This is a genomic window from Streptomyces sp. NPDC101152 (assembly GCF_044768275.1).
In the GTDB taxonomy this organism is placed as follows: Bacteria; Actinomycetota; Actinomycetes; order Streptomycetales; family Streptomycetaceae; genus Streptomyces.
Map to the genome: position 1 here is coordinate 23443 of NZ_JBIWPO010000042.1, position 18893 is coordinate 42335.

Annotated in this window: 12 protein-coding genes; 6 read left to right on the forward strand and 6 right to left on the reverse strand. The window is 67.8% G+C overall.

Features of this window, described 5'->3' with window-relative positions; genetic code table 11:
* Nucleotides 1-103: 103 nt before the first annotated feature.
* Nucleotides 104-481, reverse strand: a complete 378-nt coding sequence (locus ACIRVK_RS35075) for a hypothetical protein (protein ID WP_404254371.1) — start codon at nt 479-481, stop codon at nt 104-106.
* 680 nt (nt 482-1161) lie between these two features.
* Between ACIRVK_RS35075 and ACIRVK_RS35080 the strand changes: the two genes are divergently transcribed.
* The 3 genes from ACIRVK_RS35080 (at nt 1162) to ACIRVK_RS35090 (ending at nt 3912) form a co-directional block, all read left to right on the forward strand.
* Nucleotides 1162-1374: a hypothetical protein gene (locus ACIRVK_RS35080; RefSeq protein ID WP_404254373.1), complete on the forward strand. Its 213-nt coding sequence runs from the start codon at nt 1162-1164 to the stop codon at nt 1372-1374.
* Nucleotides 1375-2224: 850 nt separating this feature from the next.
* A complete protein-coding gene (locus tag ACIRVK_RS35085) occupies nt 2225-2713 on the forward strand; it encodes an RNA polymerase sigma factor (RefSeq protein ID WP_404254375.1) in 489 nt (162 codons plus the stop codon).
* A 2-nt stretch (nt 2714-2715) separates the two neighbouring features.
* The gene (locus ACIRVK_RS35090; RefSeq protein ID WP_404254377.1) at nt 2716-3912 is read left to right on the forward strand and encodes a sugar transferase; all 1197 of its coding nucleotides are present in this window, start codon (nt 2716-2718) and stop codon (nt 3910-3912) included.
* Between the two features lie 51 nt (nt 3913-3963).
* On the opposite strand, the gene ACIRVK_RS35095 is transcribed toward ACIRVK_RS35090, so the two are convergent.
* Nucleotides 3964-4116, reverse strand: a complete 153-nt coding sequence (locus ACIRVK_RS35095; protein ID WP_384947781.1) for a hypothetical protein — start codon at nt 4114-4116, stop codon at nt 3964-3966.
* 358 nt (nt 4117-4474) lie between these two features.
* Nucleotides 4475-5332, reverse strand: coding sequence for a hypothetical protein (locus ACIRVK_RS35100; protein ID WP_404254379.1), 858 nt, complete (start codon nt 5330-5332; stop codon nt 4475-4477).
* A gap of 156 nt (nt 5333-5488) precedes the next feature.
* Between ACIRVK_RS35100 and ACIRVK_RS35105 the strand changes: the two genes are divergently transcribed.
* Nucleotides 5489-9883: an AAA family ATPase gene (locus ACIRVK_RS35105; RefSeq protein WP_404254439.1), complete on the forward strand. Its 4395-nt coding sequence runs from the start codon at nt 5489-5491 to the stop codon at nt 9881-9883.
* Between the two features lie 523 nt (nt 9884-10406).
* Here the strand turns inward: ACIRVK_RS35105 and ACIRVK_RS35110 are convergent.
* Nucleotides 10407-10886 (reverse strand): hypothetical protein, encoded by a 480-nt coding sequence (locus ACIRVK_RS35110; RefSeq protein WP_404254381.1) that lies wholly within the window; start codon nt 10884-10886, stop codon nt 10407-10409.
* A gap of 265 nt (nt 10887-11151) precedes the next feature.
* Here ACIRVK_RS35110 and ACIRVK_RS35115 point away from each other — a divergent pair, with 265 nt between their 5' ends.
* On the forward strand, nt 11152-11835 hold the full coding sequence (locus ACIRVK_RS35115) for a hypothetical protein (protein WP_404254383.1): 684 nt from the start codon (nt 11152-11154) through the stop codon (nt 11833-11835).
* 81 nt (nt 11836-11916) lie between these two features.
* Here the strand turns inward: ACIRVK_RS35115 and ACIRVK_RS35120 are convergent, their stop codons facing one another.
* Both ACIRVK_RS35120 and ACIRVK_RS35125 read right to left on the reverse strand, forming a co-directional pair.
* Nucleotides 11917-12747, reverse strand: a complete 831-nt coding sequence (locus ACIRVK_RS35120) for a hypothetical protein (protein WP_404254385.1) — start codon at nt 12745-12747, stop codon at nt 11917-11919.
* On the reverse strand, nt 12744-16811 hold the full coding sequence (locus ACIRVK_RS35125) for an AAA domain-containing protein (protein WP_404254387.1): 4068 nt from the start codon (nt 16809-16811) through the stop codon (nt 12744-12746). The genes ACIRVK_RS35120 and ACIRVK_RS35125 overlap by 4 nt, the downstream gene beginning before the upstream one ends.
* Nucleotides 16812-18245: 1434 nt before the next feature.
* Here ACIRVK_RS35125 and ACIRVK_RS35130 point away from each other — a divergent pair.
* Nucleotides 18246-18791, forward strand: a complete 546-nt coding sequence (locus ACIRVK_RS35130; RefSeq protein WP_404254389.1) for a hypothetical protein — start codon at nt 18246-18248, stop codon at nt 18789-18791.
* Nucleotides 18792-18893: the final 102 nt, after the last annotated feature.

An 18893-nucleotide genomic window follows, 5' to 3' on the forward strand; every position in this document is an offset into this window, starting at 1 on the left:
GGGGGGGGGTGAGCTGTTGGCGTCGCTTCGAAGTGGCAGAAGGCGGTGAGTCCGGCTACACCCTGCGGCACCGGGTGCCAGGTCCGCCTCAGCCCGTTTCACTTCATTCGCAGCTGCAAGGTTCAGGGGCTTCGCCGTCGGCCGGGCGGGGACGGACACGCCCCGCCCGCAGCGCTCCGGCGACGGTCACGCCGTGGTGTTGCTCGGGATCGGGGCAACCTTCTCGCCGCCAGTGAAGGTGGCATCGGTGGTGGAGCGGACCGCGGACCTCGGCCATGGCCTTCTCCGCCTTGGTCTCGGCCTTGGTGCTGATCTTCTCGGCGGAGGCGTCGCCCGCCGTCGCGGTGAGCTCCGCCGTGCCCGTGTCCTGGGGATGGTCGACCGTGTCGGTGGGGCGGGCGGCGTGCTCGGGATGGACGGGGCGCTGGGCGTGCTCGGCGTCGATCGACGGTCCGGGGAGTTCCCGCCGGGGCTTGGGCATACGGGCGTCCGCTTCAGCGGCGGGGGCGCCAGGGCTCATGCGTGTCCGGCGCTGTCGTCGCTGCGGATGGAGGGGATGCCGCCGGTAACGTCTGGGGATCTCGTACACGCCCTTGCGGTAGCCCTGCCGGGTAAGGACGGTGTTCAGGAAACCTGGGACGTCGTCGTAGCCGAGGATCGCGCGGTTGAGGTCGGCCGCGTTCGGCAGGCCCAGCCGCTGCTACACCGGCGGTCGCCGGCGTCGAGCGCGTCGTCGCAGATGCGGCTGGAGCCCTCCTTGCCGCTCGTCGCGCTCCGGCGCACCGACGGCAAGGCCGTGCTTCAACTCGCCACTGCTCCGGGGAACATGACACTCCGTAATTGACGAAACTGTCAGTAGCCGCCCACATTCAGGCAGTTATGTCTTCCGTGCAGTCCGGGCGCGTCGCGACTCGACACAAGACACATGACCGGACGTCAGAACATACTGGCTGGTTCCGGGTTGACCTGCATGTTTCGCAGGGGGCTGTCCGGAGTCAACGCTTCCTCCATGTGGCGTGCGCCACGTATTGCCCTGCGTAGTCGTTCGTCCGCCCCTGTGCCGGATATCGTCGTCTCACCTTTCCCATGGTCCCTGCGGTTCCCTAGGGGCAACAGGGCCCCGAACCCAAGGGAAAGGCGGTTCCGATGAGCCGTTGTCTGTTGACGAGGATTCGGAACCTGCGCAGGTGGGCGCGACGGACGCTTCGGTCGGTCGGGCACAGCTGTTCCAGGGTCACCGCGGGGATCCGAGAGATCCGGCGGACCGTCACGTACCGTGCGGCCGCCAGGTTCTGGAGGATCCTGGTGTGGATCGCCGAGTTCTACTCGGTCGTCCACTTCACCGTGGCGATGCTGGGCAACTGGCCCGTCTAACGGCGACGGCCTCGACCCAAGAGAGTCGAGGCCACCTGCGGGGTTCGCCAGGGTCTCACCCACGGTCTGTGGTAGGGCGGTGGGTGAGGCCCTCTTTTATTTGCTCCCGCAACCCGGAACGGTCACACGGCTCACAAAGTGTGATACATGTCACGCACTCCGGGTTTGCACGTCCCATCATGCCTTTTACTCGGGCCGATTTCTACACGGCTTGCTGATTGACCTGGCGTTTGACCTAAATGTCCGCTCCGCTCCCCTGAAAAGGCAAGCCTCACCAGGACTTTCCCTACCGGCGCCCAGTGGTGTGTGTTGCGCCACAGTCAGACGCCAACTGCCGCCTGAACCGCCGTTCTACTCGCGCAGATCCGGGCCTGGCCGGCCTTGCGCAGCGGCGTTTGTCGGAGCCCCCTGGTATAAGGCGCCCGCGTGCCCGCCGGGCATCACGGCCGCGTCGTCTGTGCCCGGCCGGCCAGCGGTGACGGCCGGTCCGCCCACCAGTGGGGCGCCGGTGCGCTATGCCTGATGCAGTGCCGCACTGACACCCCGTCGCAGACGGCCGTCGGTGCCCGGGCGACACTGCGTGCCGCTCCCGCCGAGCTGAAAGGGTTTTCGTGACGGCTTCCGCCGGTGACCCGCCCTTATCAACGCGGCACGCCACGGCAGGAGAAGAAAAAGCCGCACGGGAGATTGCACGTCCCGGCTCTCTCGCTCCCCTCACGGTCATGAGCAACGCGGCCAGGGCGGCCCGATGGTAAGGCGCGCCGGTGAACCAGCATCATCCAGGCACGACCAGGGACGAGAGGGGTATGACGAGTTCGCCAACTTCGTACGGGCAGAGCACAAACGACTCGTGCGGTTCGTCGCCACTCTCGGAGCCTCCTGGGAGGAAGCGGAAGACGCCGTCTCCGACGTGCTGATCGATCTCCTGCCCCGCTGGCACGAGATCCGCAGTCCGCGCGCCTACTGCCGTCTGGCCGCCGAGCGTGCCTACGTCAACAGTGAGGTCCGGCTGCGCAGGGCGCCCGAGGCCGCCGTGCGAGGGTTTTGGGGGCCCGCCCCACAGGGTGCGGCGGATGCATACGAAGGGCTCGAGCACGATGACGCGCTGCGTCATCTGCGCCTGTTGGACCAGGAGCAGCGCCGTGTGATGGCGTTTTTGTATGACGGCTACTCGCCCGACGAGATCGCCCAGTTGCTGGACAAGAAAGCCGCCACGGTCCGTTCGAACATCCGGCATGCACGCAAACGGCTGAAGAGGGCCATCGCCGATGAACAGGCACTCGAACTGAGTGAGGCCGGCGCTCAGTTGGAGACGAAGCGTGACTTGGGGGGTAAGTGATAGTGGAGGATTTCGGCAACTGGGACGTCATGAGGATCCCGCGGCAGAGTTACCGGGTCATTCTCTCCGAGGAGAACGATCCGGTGGGTGAGGCGCTCATCTGCGGATACATGGCCGAGGTGGATGCGGCCGCCGACCAGGTCATCACGCCGCAGAAGACGGACGAGCTGCTGCTGAAGATCAAGGTCAGCGCGTTCACCCAGGCCGCCGTGGAAAGCCACGAGTCGGGGGACGACACGCTGACCAATCTGGTGATCCAGCGTGATCTGCTGGATCTCGCGGACGGCGCCTGCCCGCCGCCACGCCGCAAGTCGGCGCGCCTGGGTCTGCGGTGGGTGCTGGCCGCACAGATGACGGCGACAGTTCTGGCGCTGCGGCAGCTTCTTGCCGGCGCCGGTATCAGGGGCGGGACATCGGATGCGGTCACCATCGCGGCCATGGTCGCCTCCTTCGTCCTGACCGCAGTGATGCTGCTGCGGCGGCCGGAGAAACGCCGTGCGATCACCGGGCTGGTGTGTGAGCCCGTGCCGTTGTCCCTCAGCCGCAGAATGGTGGACGTGGCCGTGGCCGTGGTGGCGATGCTGGTGACCGCGCCGCTGATGGCGGTCACGGCTTCGATCGTGGCACGAAGCGGTCGCCCGGTGATCGACCGCAGCATCAGGGTCGGACAGGGCGGTTACCCGATTCGCCTGCTGAAGTACCACAGTGCGCAGTCACCGTCGCGGACGAGCAGGTGGCTGGAGGCCGTCGAGCACTTTCCGCGTCTGTGGAATCTGCTTCGGGGTGATCTCACGCTGGTCGGCCCCAAGCCGGAACCACCGGAGGTGGCAGCGCGCTATCCGCACGACTGCCGCTGGGTCTTCCAGCACCGGCCGGGGCTCATCGGGGCCGTCTACGAGGACGCCCGGGACCTGGAGGCCGACACCGACCGCTACCTGGCTGAGGTGGTTCCCGCGCAGGTGAAAGTCCTGTGCGAGAGCGTGCTGTTCAACAAGCGGCTTGCTCTGCGCCTGCTGGGCAACGCGGCCTTCGCCATGCTCTTCTTCCGGCCGGGCTCCGGCCCCCAGCTGGGCGTCCCGTCCCGGGCGGAGGCCAATCCGGCGTTAAGGGACGAGGGGCACGGCGAAGGATCGCCGCAGGTGACCACCGAGCGGATTCGCCTGGAACGCTGGTCGCTGCACGAGACCGCAACGGCCTGAGAGCGGACGTAGTGAAGGGGGGTGGTGCCTGCACAGGCACCACCCCCCTTGTCACCTCCCCGCTACGACGAACACCACGGCTAGCAGGATCAGGGTCAGCACACCGGCCGTGCACATCACGAGGTACGACCCGCTGGTCACATAGGAGCCCAGCCCGGTCACCGCAGCAGAGTTGAACGCTGCGAACTTCTGCGACGTACTCATCTTCACCGGTGAGCCGGAGGGAACCTCCTGATCTTCACTCTCCCTCTGCAAGGCGGCCCCTTCTGACTGTCCAGGAGTAGATCGAACACGGGCTCACAGCCGCCCGGCGCGGCCCGCGTCATGTAGGGCATCTTGCCGCCCCCGGCGTGCAACACGCTCCGTCAACCCCAGGCCAACTGATCAACATGGTGCAGAGAGCGATCAACTGCACTGCAAAGGCGCCAGAACAGGTCAGGGGGGCCTTGCGGCACCCTCTGTGAGGCTCAACTGCCACCGCGTGCAGCAATGTTCGCCCCGGCGACCGTCTCCGTGCGGTCCGGCCCTCAAGGCGCACCCGTCTGCACCTGCCCTGGTGGCCTTACGCGGTGGTGGTGCGCACGATGAGGTCGGCGAGCGGCTGCTTCTCGAGGTAGCGCACGGCAGTATGCGGATCGGTGATGCCGTTGCGGACGAGTTCGTCACGGACGGCCGGAGCGACGGCCGCCAGTCCGCTCTGGGCGACCAGGTCACCGGCGGCGTGGAGGTTCAGCCAGTCGATGCCGTCGGGCAGTTCGAGGGCGCCGTCCTGGCCCAGCGAACGACGGATGGTGGGCCAGGCCAGGGGGGATCCGCAGGTGACGAGGGTGGTCAGGCCGTCGGGGCCTGGGCCGGTGTCGTCGCGGGTGAGCATGTCGAAGGCGATGACGCTGCCCAGGGAGTGCGCGATGACCAAGCGGGGCCCGGGGCGGTGCAGTTCGGTGCGGACCTCGGCGCGGATGCGCTCACCGATGTCGTGGTGCAGGTATCGGTAGACCTGACGGACGAAGACCAGCAGGCGCCGCCCCATGTCACGGCCGATCTTGTGGTCGACGGCGACCACGGCCTGGGCGACGGGGCGGGGTATGTAGGGGATGCCCAGACCGAGGGTTTCGGTCTGGAGCTGTTCGGGATCGAGGCCGGGTGGGGCGTACAGGGCGAGGGTGTCGAGGACGAACGCCTCTTCCTGGTCGGTGAAGGGGTCGGCGTCATCGACGAGCGGAGTGGCGTCCTGTGCGCCCAGGCGGTTGCTCGGGGTGCGGAAGAGGTTGCCGTAGTAGGCCGCTGTCAGCGGGGGGATGGGGCAGGCGGGCCCATGGTAGGTGCGCAGGCCCTTGGTCAGGGCGCCGGCCCAGTCGGCCGAGAGTCTCACGGCGTTGGTGTTGCCTTGCCAGATGCCGTGGATACCGACGATGTGCACGCTGATCTTCCCCCTGAGCCTACTGTCCCGCAGATGTGGGAGTGGTGGCTGCCGGGATCCTATCCGGCCGAGGCCGCAGCCGTGTCGCGGCCCCGGTCTGGCCGGGGTGGTTAGAGTGCTGAGCAACGTGTGCGTGAGGGGGCGTAGTTGAACGGGGTGGCGCCGTGGCCTCGGCGGCTGGTGGTCGTTGCGGTCGACGAGTACTTCACCGAGGATGAGGCCTTCACCGCGGGGATCCAGAAGCAGGTGGAAACGATCACCGGCTGGCTGGCCGATCCCGCGATGGACGCAGAGCGGCGGTTCGAGGTCGCACAGCCCAAGGAGCTGACGCAGCCGGAGGACTTGCGGCTGTTTTTGACCGAGCAGGAACTCGCGCAGGCGCAGTGGGACCAGGCGCTGGTCGTCTACATCACCGGGCACGGCCTGCGCGGCCAGTCCCGGCGCCATTACCTGACCTTTGGCCACACCTCTCCCGGTCGGCTGCTGGGTACCGCGTTTCCCACCAGCGAGCTGATCACGCAGGTCATGGACAGCGAGGCGGAGCACGTACTGGTGCTCGTCGACTCGTGCTTCGCCGGCAGCCTCAAGAGCGAACTGGGCGTGCTGTTTGAGGAGTTGTGCGCGCAGCGGCGCGATTTGAAGACTCTCGCTGTGATCACCAGCGGTGATTTCGAACAGGAGCCGTACCGGGGCGAGTTCACGCGGCTGCTGAAGCTGGCGCTGGACAAGGCCAGGGATGAGTCGGCCGGCTTCACCGCGTCCCATTTGTCGTTCGAGGAATGGGAGAAGCTCCTCAACACGGTCGAGGATGAGAACCCCGACCTGCTGCGGGCGCTGTGGGTGTGGCCGGACTCGCGCCGCGACGAGCCGAGCCTGTGCCTGCCCAACCCGCGCTATCAGCCGCGGGAACAGGTCGTGGAGGCGTCCCGGCAGCCGGTGTCGCTGTCGGCATCCACCCTGGCGCAGTACTGGCTGGCCCGCGCCTCGGGCCGTACCGATGACGATGATCCGGGCTGGTATTTCAGCGGTCGCCAGACGCTGATGCAGGCGCTGTTGGAGTTCGTTCATGCCGGGGCTGGGGTGCTGGTGGTGACCGGGGCGGCAGGCTCGGGCAAGTCGGCGCTGCTGGCCCGACTGGTCACGCTGAGCGATCCGCTGTTCGTTACCCGGTTCGCGGGCATGGTGGAGGCGGTTCCCGCACCGCTGCGGCCGCGGCCGCGTGCGGTGGACGCGGCCGTGCTGGCGCGGGGAAAGTCGTCGCTGGCGTTGATCGAGGATTTGCTGGCCGCCCTCGGCACCGAGAGAGTCGGGGGCGAGCCACACTTGCAGGCACTGCTGGACCGGGTGGCCGCAGTCTGCGCGGAGGTGCGGGAGCCGGTGACACTCGTGGTCGACGGTCTGGATGAGGCGCAGGAACCGACTGCCTGCCTGTCCGACGTGATCGCCCCGCTGGCCCGGCTGCGGGGTGCGGACGGGGAACCGGCGGTGCGGTTGGTACTGGGAATGCGTAGTTCGGCCCAGGACGTCGAGGGCGGCAAGCTGCAGGATGCGGCGGCCGACCAGTTGCTGGGTTTCCTGTACACCGTGCTGCAGGCGGGGATGGGCGAGAGCAGCGTGCCGCTGGACCTGCTGCGCACAGACGGGGCCCAGACCGTCGCCGACATCACCGCCTATGTAGAGATGGTGCTGCAGGCGGCTGCGGACAGCCCGTATGCCGGTCACGGCGCGGCGGCTGCCGAGGTGGCCTCGGTGATCGCGCAGGCCGTGAAGCCGTCGTTCCTCGATGCCAGGCTGGCCGCCGCCCAGCTGAGGTCCGCGATCGGCCGGCAGGACGTGCACGATCCCCTTTGGCGTGGCCGGCTGCTGGCCGGGACGACGGCGCTGTTGGCCAGCGATGTGCGGCAGGTAGCCAGGGACCAGGACATCAGCCTGCCGCTGCTGCTGGCGGTGCTGCGGGCCACCGCCTTCGCCCAAGGCGCGGGGCTGCCGTGGGCGGAAGTGTGGCCGGCGGTGGCCGCCGCGGTCATCGGCCCGGCTGCACCGCCAGCCGACGAGATCGATGCGGTGATCCGCACGGTCCGCCACAGCCGCCTGGTCGGCTACCTCGCCGCCGGTGAGGAGGACGGCCGGGTCACCTACCGGCCCGTCCACCAGCGGGTGGCCGAGGTGCTGTTGACCGAGCCGGACCTGCTGATCGGGGAGCCTCTTGCAGGCCTTCCTGCGAAATGGGCTGCTGAGATGGAAGGCCTGCGGCCCGTGCCGCAGGTCCACCGTGCCATCGCCGAGGCCTGCGCCCGCCTGGCTGAGCAGGGCGGACGCCTGGCACCGCATCCTTATGTGCGCCGCCACACGGTGGCCCACGCAGAGTTGGGTCATGTACTTGACGATTCGATCATGCCGGTGGAGCTGGCGGTCTGGGAGAGCTCGGGGTCTTTGCGTGGACGGCTGGGCCTGCCGCTGCCGGTGGGCCACACCCAGCGCAGGGTTCTCACGGCGGCCGGGCTCATCGAGCCCTACCTGGATGCATCTGTCGATGTCCTGTCCCGCCTGAGCAGCATCGCCTTCCATCTGGCGGCGAACGATGCGCCGGACTGGGACAACAACATGGTGCCGTCGCCTTCTTCTTTCGCCCGCACCGCCGGTGCGGCCCTGGAGACTCAGTGGGGGCGCTGGCAGGGGCGTGCCAACGTGGTGGCCTCCCCCTCCGGCCGGGTACACGCCCTGTGCGCGTTCAGGACGCTGGACGGTCGGCAGCTGCTCGCCGCCAGCGCCCGCAGCGGCATCGGCGTCTGGGACAGCGCGACGGGCCAGCAGCTCACCCACATCAATACGGGTGCGGCACACGCCCTGACCCTCGCCAGGGGCACCAGCGGGCGTCCCTTCCTGGTGGCGGCCGGTCCTCGCAGCGCAGCGGTGTTCGACCCGCTCTCGGGCCGCCAGTTGGCGGGCTTGGAGCGGAACAGCGTGCGCATGGTGACTGTGGCACGCGATGGTGACGCCCGGTGGACGATGGTGGTGGCCAGCAGGCAGAACGAACTGCTCGTGTGGCAGCCCTCGGAAGACGCGGTCCACCCGGTACGCCTGCCCGACGGTGCCCGGCTCCCGGAACGGCTGACCTGGGTCCGTGACCCGGAAGGCCGGGGCTATCACCTCCTCAAGCTGTATCGCGCCGGGTGGGTGCTTTTCGATCCCCTGATGCAGGACGTGCTCCCCTTGGATGTGCCGCTCTTCGCAGACTTGTCCATCGCGGCCGTACGGGGTCTGTCCGGCGGCGATCTGCTCGCGGTACTCGGCCAGAACCAGCCGGTGATGCTGTTCGACCCCTTCCAGGACGGCATCGTCCCCACCGTTTTCTGGAGCGACGAGGCGGGCCGACCGACCAACGCAAGCCAGCGCATGGTGAGCGTGACCGCTGCAGACGGTGCCCGCCTGGCGGGCGTTGTCACGGACGAGTCCATCGAAGTATGGGATGTGTCTCGGCCCGAGGCACGACGGGTGGGAACGTATCCGGCACAGCCACGAGCAATGTTCGCCGCTGTCTCAGCCCCGAACGGAAACTGGAAGCTCGCGGTGAGCGGCGACGAGGGCATCCTGCTGCACCGGGCCGGACGGAGCACGTTTCCCATCCACCGAACTGCGGTGAACCAGCCGCCGCGCGCCTTGGCCACAGCACGCATGATGACCGCACTGCCACCGGCCGACGGCGCACAGCGGTTCGCCGTCCCCACTGCCTACATCGTGGACATCCTCGACGCTGCGACAGGCCAACGCCTAGAGCACTACGAGCACCCCGAGCCCGTAACGTTCCTGGAGGCAGTACCCGGCGCGGGCGACGAGACCGCCTTAGTCGTGGGCGACGAAAAAGCCATTCATCTGTGGCACGTCGGGCGTGATGCCGCCAACCCGATCGCAAGCGGCTCGTTCAAGGAGAACCGCTGCTGCGCCGTGCGGCTTCCGGACGACCGGATCGCCGTCGTGGTGGCCGGCAACACCGGAGCGGTCGTCGTCGATGCCACCACCGGCGAGGTGGCAGGACTACCCGACAGCGGGCAGCGCATCACCGCGCTGCTGGCGCTGCCCTCCCCCACCGGCCGCTGCCTGGTGATGGGGGCCGCGCGCTCCCGGCTGCTGGTGTGGGACGTGGCCAATGGCGAACTCGTCGAGGACAGCACGCTGCCCCACCGCCCCGCAGTCACGTCGCTGTCTCTCATCCCTCTGCCCGAGGGCCGTGCCGCGGTGGCCATCGCCACGCCCCACGAGATCGTGATCTGGGACCCTCAAGACCGGAGTCCGATCAGCCGGATGGACACCCCGTACACCGCTGTCATGACCCCGCTCCCCCACGTCCTGGGAACCTGGCTGCTGGCAGCTGGCAACGGCACCGGCATGCGGCTGTGGAACCCCCTCACCGGCCGCCTCGTGCATTCCCTGCTCACCGCGGCACCAGTCACCAACATCGTCTACACCCCCGGCCGCAGGCAGCATGTACACATCGGCGGTCCGACGGGGCTGGCCACCCTGAGCTGGCCGCTCGAGACGGAGTCGCCGTGAGGGCGGGCATCCAATGGGCCACTGGCGTGTCGTCGACAGACTGGGGTGTTGACCGCAGGCTGCTGCGCACGCTGGGGCGGGCCGCCCCCTCCGTCGGGATGACTGAGTGGCTTTATCGGCGCAGTTGGCCCCACTTCTCCGGCCCGACGTGGCTCCAGGACAAACCGGACGCAGCCACTTCCGGCTAGAACTGGCCCCTCCGCTGAACAGGGCGAACTGCTTCCCCTGGGGCCGATTCAAACCGGAACCGAAGACCGACGTGGGTCCAGGTCGGACCGATTCCGGTGTGGCCAGCGGCACCGTGAACGTCTTGTGTTGGTTCTTGGCTGAGCCTGTTCCCGGCTGCTGCAGACGAGCTTTCCTTCCCTCGATGCCGCATCCACCATCCTGCTCCCGCTGCCGCCCCTGTGAGTAGGAAGTTTGCCGTCCCCGGGCCAGCTGCCAAGTGGCGTGCTCGCGAGGCGAGGCTGCCGACCATCGACACGCACGGCGCGGGAGCCTAGGTGGAAGTGTCTGCCTGCCGTCAGGCAGCAAGCGCGGCGTTCGTACCGAAGACTTCCTCGAAAGGGTGGGCCTGGCGCGTTTCGACCATGACCCAGACTCCGCTGGGGTGGTGTCGAGCGTGCGTGCGGTAGTGCTGGACTTCAGAAGGGGTCAAGACTTTCAGATCACCGAAGACGTAGTAGAGCGGCGTTGGGGCGTGGGTGGCCGTGAAGAGCAGGCCGGCGTTCAGGGTGGCGGTGTTGATCGCGTAACGGTTGGTGTGTGTGCTCGGCATACGGTCCTTGGCGTCGATGGTGATCAGTTCGTTGTCGCGGGCGGCTATCAAGTCGGGGAAGTAGCGCAGTGTTGAGTCGGTGCGTGCCAGGGCCTGCTGGATCGCGGGGGCGTATGTGCCCTGCCCGCAGCGCTGGACCGTCCAGCCGCGTGCTTGCAGTTCAACTGCGACGCGTCGCTCGTGTGCATCGCCGACCTTCTTGCGGTCCTGCCAGTGCGTCACCACGCCTGCCCCTCCCACAGCTTCGGATTGCGTGATACGAACAACTCCCTTTTCGTGCTACTCCTCTACCGCTATGATGCCCCGCATGGCGGCATACGTAGACCCACGTTTTCGTCCCACGCTCTGGCCGGGAATCCCAGTGCCCGCACCGGAGTTGCGGCCCGTGCCCGGAGCCCGAGCCGACGGCGGATGGATCGTCTGGGAGCCTCATCTGCGTTCCGAGGGCGAGACCGTTCCGCTGCCAGAGGACTTCTACTTGCGTGAGTTCATGGAACTCGACCCCGCCGATCTCGACGCCGTGGCCACCATGATGCGTACTTACGGAGACCTGGGCGGCAGCATTAACACCGGTGGCTGGGACGAGGACGAGTACGAACGCCTCAAGGAACTCACCGAGCGCGAACACCCGCGCCACGGGGCATTCTGCCTGCATGGCGAACTGGCCACGCTCTACGTCACACAGGCACAGGCGGCCATCACCACCTGGCTGGCCCTGCGGCGCGAGGGCGGACTCGACACGCTCATCGAGCCTGACGTCTGTGAGGAACGGCTGGCCCGGTGGCGTTCCGACAACTCGGATCGGGAGCAAGCATGGCCGCGTGACCTGAACCACTTGCGCAAACTCGTTCTGGACATGAAGATCGGCGATCTGGTGAGCGAGCTGAACGCCGCACTCAAACCGTTCAGCATCGGCATCGGCAGCCTGACCGACCGCTACCCCACCATCCTGTCGGTGGTCTTCCTGCAGCTGTACAACCATCTCGCCGAAGACGCCACGATCCGCGAATGCGCCAACGAGACCTGCCGCCGGAACTTCGTACGCCAGCGCGGCCGGGCCGAGTACGGACAGAACCGCACCAGCGGCATCAAGTACTGCACCCGCGAATGCGCCCGTGCCCAGGCCCAACGCGAACACCGCCGACGCCGCAAGCAGCAGGACAGCAGCCACTGAACGGTGAACCCGACGAGAGGTGCCGTGATGTCGTATTCCCGCACCCGGCGGTGCTGTCGGCGGTGTCATGCAAGCACCGCCCTATCCGCTGGTCTCGAGGTCGTTGAGAACAGCGAGAACAGGTCCCCAGCACATACCAACGGTGTAGCTGTCTGGTATGACGCCGCGTTCTCGTTGTTTGCGCAGGTGGACGAAGTTTCGGTACTCGCGGACGATCGCCATGAAGTCGTGGGCGTCCATCTGGATCCAGCCGCGGGTGCGGGCGGTGTCCAAGAGCAGGGCGAAGCTGGCGCGCTCCGGTGCGATGCGTTTCCCGCTGCCCTGGGGGAAGCCCTGCTTCAGGGTGGGGTCGCGGTGGGTGAGGACGTCGAGGAGAAGGGCTTCGGTGAAGCTGCCGATGCCGATGAGGGCCATGCCGTAGGCGCCGTGCTGTTCGCAGATCTGGGTCTCGACGACACGCGCCATGAGTTGTTGGAGGAAATCTTCGCTGCTGACGAGGGGACGGATGCGCCCTTCGAGATCGTCTGGGACGATGAAAACGGTGGTGTGGCCGTCAGTGCCGAGTTCACCCAGAACGGGGCGGTGGGAGACGTAGGTGACGGTGAGCTGTTCGGCGGCGAGATGGGTGTTGAGTGTCTGGCGGACGAGGTCGGCGGAGGCGAGGCCGTCGTCGTATTCGAGCGGGTCGCAGATACGGCACAGGAGCCGACTGACGGCGGCCGGGTCGTCGGTGCTGGTGAGGATGTCCGAGAGCCAGGGGATGCGGGGTGAGCCGTCGTACTCGGCGGGCTGGGGCCAGGCGGCGCGTTGCAGGAGCTGTGTGAGCTGATAGCCCCGCCGTTCGAAGGGGCCGTCGATGTCGACGATGAGGCGGGCGATCCGTTCGAGGGTGAGGGGATCGAGAGGTTTCACTGCGAGGTCTCCCTGTCTGCCGTGCGCTGGGCCTGTTCGAAGGCGTGGGTGAGGCGTTCGACGATGACGCGGCCGCGTTTTTTGAAGCCCAGTTCGGTGATGGCCTGGTTGATGCGGGTGTCGCGGTCGAGTTGGAATCCGTCGCTCAACAGCCAGGACGCCAGGGCCAGCAGGTCGGCGTCGGAATAGTCGCCGATGCGGTCCGCCGCGGGCAGGGCGGGGCGAGGACGGCGTGTGGCCGGCGCTGGAGGCGGGGGTGCTGCCGGAGCGGGCGTAGGGGCGGGATCGGCGGGTGTTGCGTCGACCTGTCGTACGGCGTCATGCCAGACGGCGAGGAGGCGGTCGATTTCGGTGTTCGGGTTGGTGAACCAGTCGGCGGCCCAGATGCGGTGGAAGCGCCAGCCGAGTCGTTCCAGGTGTGCCTGGCGCAGGCGGTCGCGGTCTCGGGCGCTGGGAGCGCTGTGGTAGCGCTCGCCGTCGGTTTCGACGGCGAGGATCATCTGGCCGGGGTGGTCGGGGTGGCCGAGGGCGAAGTCGATGCGGTAGCCGGACACGCCCCACTGCGGTGTGACGGGGACGTTGGCGGCTTCGAGGGTGGCGAGGACTTGCTGTTCGAAGCCGTTGAGGTTCCAGTCGGTGCGTGCGGTTCCGGTGCGTTGGAGGTCTCCTCCGTGGGAGCAGTACTCGAGGAAGGCGCGCAGCAGTTCGGGGCCGCGGTTGCGGGTGTTTTTGAGTTTGCCGGGGTCGAAGTCGTGGTGGGTGAAGGAGCTGACGACGGTCATCGACTGGCGGGCGCGGGTGATGGCGACGTTCAGGCGGCGTTCTCCGCCGTCGTTGTTGAGCGGGCCGAAGGACATGGAGAGCCGGCCGTTGGCGGCTTTGCCGTAGCCGATGCTAAGGATGATGGCGTCGCGTTCGTCGCCTTGGACCTGTTCGAGGTTCTTGGTGAAGAAGCGGCGCCGGGCTCCGGCGTCGGGGCTGAAGAAGTCCTGGAGTTCGGGGTGGTCTTGGAGGGCGTGGCGCAGTGCGAGGTTGATGCGGTCGGCGTGGCGTTGGCCCATGGTGATGACGCCGAGGCTGAGGTGGGGGGTGTGGGTGGCGTGGTCGAGGGCCAGTTCGACGACGCGTTCGACTTCCTCGGGCACGGAGCCGCTCTGGCCGGGCTGGGCGTGGCCGTCGACGGTCTCGAGGCGGATGGGGCTGGTGAGGGTGGTGCCGGGGAAGGTGACGAGCCGGTCGTCGTAGATGGTGTGGTTGGAGAAGGCGATCAGGCGTTCGTCGCGGCTGCGGTAGTGCCATTTCAGGGTGTGGACGTGGGGCAGGCGGCTGCAGAGCAGGTCCAGCAGGGATTCGTAGGCGGCCGGGGGCGCAGCGTCGTCGAGGTCGTCGTCGGTGTCCTCTTGGGTGCCGCTGAGGACGCGCTGGAAGAAGGTGGTGGGCGGGAGTTGGTGGGGGTCTCCGGCGACGATGACCTGCCGGGCGCGCATGATGGAGGTCATTGCGTCGTGCGGCAGGACCTGGCTGGCTTCATCGAAGATGACGACGTCGAACAGGCGGGTGGCGGGCAGGACACGGCTGACGACGAGGGGCGACATGGCCCAGCACGGCTTGGCGGCCAGCAGCACGTCAGGGGCCTTCTCGACGAGCCTGCGCAGCGGGAGGTGCCGGGACTTGCGGCGAGCTTGGGTGCGCACCAGGGTGTTCTGGTCGGGGTGGGCGTCGCGGACTTTGCGGAGCCGGACGGCGACCTCGTAGCGGACACGGGTGGGGTTGCTGTCGCGGTGGATGAGGTCGTTGCGGCGGAACTGCTCGACGACGTGGTCGTGTTCGAGGCGGGTGAAGGAGCGCAGGTAGGCGGAGCGCATGTGCGCCTCCTCCAGCACCGATGACCACCACAGGTAGTCGAAGGTGGCTACCGCCGTGTCGGGGTCGGCGTCCGTGTGTGCCAGCTCGTCGAGGAGGCCGCCGAGTTGGGCCGCTTCGAGACGGTCGGTGAGCTGGTTGAGTTCGGGCATGCGCAGCAGGGTGTCGCGGTCGCCGTCGAGGCGCTGAATGGTTTTGTCTACATCGTCGACGGGAGCGGTCTGCCAGCCGTCCCAGCGCACGCAAAGGGCTATCGCGGCCAGACGGCTCTGCAGATCCGTGAACGCGGCCAGGGCGCCGGTGAGTCCGGGGACGGTCCAGGGGGTCGCGTTTCCGGTCACGGACAGTGCCTGCCAGCGGGTGTGCTGGTCGGTCGCCTGGAGGAGGGCGGCGTGCAGCGCGGGGCGTTCGCGCAGACCGTCCTTGGTCAAGCCACGCGCCTTCTTGATCAGTTTCCGGCGGTTGAACCAGCTGATGGTCCGGTCGTGCTCCTTGCGCCAGGCGCGGCTCGCGGTGGCGGCGATGAGATCGTCCAGGCCGGGGGCGAAGACGGCTGCTTCGAAGCGGGCCAGTGTCGCGGTGACGTCCTGCAGCAGGGTGAGCAGGGCCTGCCATCCCTGGAGGTCGTCGGCCGGGCGCAGGCCTGCGGTGTCCACCAGGTGGGCAAGGGTGCGGCGGGTGTCGCTCAGGGCTGTGCCAGTGAGCTGGTCGAGGCCGGCCACCACGGCGCGCAGTTCGTCCTCGGTGCGGGCCTGGGTGTGGGACCAGGGGGATTCGCCGCGGCGGATGGTCAGTCCTTTCCTGGCGACGAAGGTCCGCAGGTCCTGCTCTGTCTGGCGGTGGTGCTCGCCGTGGAGGTGGCGCAGTGCGGAGCCGCGCAGCCGCAGGCGGGTGTGGTGGGCGGGCGAGCAGCCCATCAGGTGGGTGATCGCCTGGTGCGGGCTCACCTGCCAAGGATCGAGCGGCTGGTGGAACTCCTGTATGTGCCGGAGGGTTTCCTCGCGGTAGTGGGCCAGGCCGGTGTGCAGGTCGGCCGGGCGGGGCGGAGCCTGCTGGCCTGCGCGCTCCAGGGCGTCGTGGAGTTGCTGGGCGATCTGGCGGCGGCTGAGTTTGTTGCCGTGCAGGTCGAAGACCAGTCCGTCCAGGTCCACGGTGGCGAGGTTGTCGGTGACGGCTTCGATCGCGGCGCGTTTCTCGGCGACGAACAGGACGCGTTTGCCCTGGGCTGAGAAGGTGGCGATCAGGTTGGCGATGGTCTGGCTCTTGCCCGTTCCCGGCGGTCCTTCGATCACCAGGTGGGAGCCGGCCAGCGCGGCGCTGATGGCCCTTTGCTGGGAGGCGTCCGCGTCGAGAACGAGGTAGTCCGAGCGGGGCGGGATGTCGTCGGCGCCGGCAGGCGTGCGTGGGCCGGTGGCCTCGGCCAGGGCACGGTTTGCTTCCCGGTCGCCGGCCAGCGCGGCGATGACCGGGTGGTCGGCCAGCAGGTCGGTGGCACCACGCAGGTCCTGGACCATGGGCAGCCGGTCGAAGCTGAAGACGCCCGCCACGATGCGTTCTTCCAGTTCGGCCGTCAGGTTGCTGCGGACGAGAACGGCCTCGAGGATCTCGTAGGCGAGGGGGATGCGGTCGGCCGGGTCCGCGCATTCCTCCAGTGCGGTGGAGACCTTGTCGGCGAGAGCTTCCGTGTCGCCGTCCATGCCGTAGTGGCGGCTGAGCGCGTACAGCAGCACCGGGTTGATCTCCGCCTCGCCGGCCGTCTCGAGGACGAAGTCGTTCTCGGACGCGGTACGCGGCTGGATGGCCAGAGGCTGCAGCAGCAGCGGGGCGCGCAGCGCCGACACAGGGGTGCTGCCGCGCGTGGGCGGCGGGTCGACGCGCAGCAGGCCAAGAGCCAGGCGCCCGGCCTCGATGCCCTGCTCCTCGTCCAGTTCCACCATCCTGCGGCGCAGGCTCCGTGCCCGAGTGCAGGCAGGACCGTGGTCGGCGGCAGCGGGGAACAAGGCAGCCAGGCGGGTTTTGCGTCCGGCCAGGAGCGAAGTCAGGGCCTGCCCGTTCGCGTCGGTCACATCCAGCGACGCCGTTTTGGTGTCCTTGAAGTGCAACAACGTGTTGTAGGGGCCGAAGTCGACCAAAGCATCAGCCCACTGCTGTGCTTCAGCGGCCACTATCTCCCGACGGGCCTGCCGCGCGATGGCTTCCACGTGTCCCCCTTACCAACCGGCTGCCGAACCCGGCCCCATTCCGCGCCGGAGCCGCCCCGCGTGAGGCGAACAGGTCAACGTACGAAGCTCAAGCCACCTTCAGGCAGGGCGAGTTAGAGCGCACGAAGGGCGTGAAAGAAGCACACACGGCGCGCTGGGAGCGCCCGGAAGACGAGGCTCCGCGTCTCAGCCTCCGTCACCGATCAGTCCGTGGCAGACAAGCGGCTAGAAGCCGCGGGTCCAGGAGCAGGCACCTCCATCCACACGCCAGCGTGGTACGCGGCGCAGTCGCGCTTCACAGGACCTGGCCCACCGCGCCGACCGTACCTACGGCTGTCATGGGCCTTCCACAGCACGTCTGTTCACCGACTCGGTCACGACGCGCTGCTGCGGCGCGCCTCACCGGCCTTGCTCCCACGGTGTTGCTGGTGCACGTCCGTCAGCCGCTGCTGGGAGGCCAGCCGAGCGGCCCTCTCTCGGGCAAATCGAGCCAGATGACGACCGGTTGCTGCCATTCGTGGTCATCGGAACTCACGGCCGGCCACGCCTGGGAAGGGATATCCATGCGGTGTGAAAGACGTTGTCGAGAGAGGGAGACGGGCGGACTCGGTGCTGTCCACGGCCCGCAGCTCACATCACTGTGCTCCTGGCTCCTGCATAACTCCCTGGCACAAGTCATCCGAAGGGGTGTCTTTCTGGGGACTCCTTCCGGAAAAGGGGCCTGCTCTTTCTACTCTCCTTGCGATGGAAGTCGAATATCTGCGCTGCGGCGTGCCCTTGGCGGACTACCAGCTGACCAAGGCCGATCATCGTCGCCAGCAAGAGGCTGTACGGATCCATGAGTGGGTCCAGCGTCAGCTCGACAAGGCTCCTGCCTGGTCAGAGGAGCATTGGAAGCGTATGTGTCAGCTCCTGGGGCCTCCGACTCCTCGGTGGGAGCTGCAGAGGTGGCGGTTGCGCTTGTACTGCGGGCACATCATCGAGGCGAACCGTATCCAGACGAGCCCACGACCCGATGGCGGGGTCTGCGACAAAGAGCGCTGTCCTGAGTGTGGGCTGGACCCAGCCGTGATCGTCGCCTTCGAACCCCTGGGACCAGTCGCCGCACCTCCACCAAAAAGCCGCTCTCAAAGGACAGGATCCGCCCCGAGGCCACCCGCAGACAGGTGCAGCAAGGCCGACCTGATAGCTGAGAACGAGGCACTGCGTGCGGAACTGGAGGCCCTGCAAGATCAGGCACAGCAGTGGCAGGCAAGGGACACCCAGCGTCCGTGAGCATCGTCCCGTACCGAGAATGGTTGCCCAACCGGGTGAAGCGGTGTCGGCGACCAGCAGAAATTCCCCCATGTACGGCAGCTCGATTCCCCAAGGGGCAGTCACACTCAGTAGCCTCGGTGTTGGTTCCCGGGCCTGGCGGTTGAAGGGATTGAGGTCGTGGCACGTACCTGGCTGTCCATCCGGGTGGAATTGGTCTCCGGGCACGGAGCAGACCTGTGGCCTCGCCCCGGCCGGGTCTTCGCCGCCGCGCGCTCGCACTCCTTCGCCCAGTTCGCCACCACCATCGATCTCGCGTTCGGCCGCTGGGACCTGGCCCACCTACACCTGTTCACGCTGTCCGACGGCACCCGGGTCAGCCCCCTGGACTGGTGGGACGACGAGGCACCGGACGGCACCGTGGACGGCCACGCCACCAAGCTGAACAGGCTGCAGCCCGGCGAACAGTTCGCCTATGTCTTCGACATGGGCGACGTGTGGGCCCACCTGTGCACGGTGGCGGAAAAGCCCATCGATCCCATCGACGAACTCGGCGTGGCCCCCGACCGCCCAATGCCCTACTGGGGCTGGGGCAACCTCCCGGACCAATACGCACGCCGCTGGGACGGGGACGACGGCGAGTCACCGATGCCGAAGCGCCCCGCCTGCGAGCTCAGCGACCTGCCCCCGATCCTGCCGTGGTGGGGCGAGCGCCGCCGAGGGTGACCTCACGCTGTGTACACCAAGTGGCCGCCCAGCGGGGAAACCCAACTGGCCGCCGACAAAGCGGACTGACAGCCTATTTGCGCCCCCTCGACTGGTTCTGCC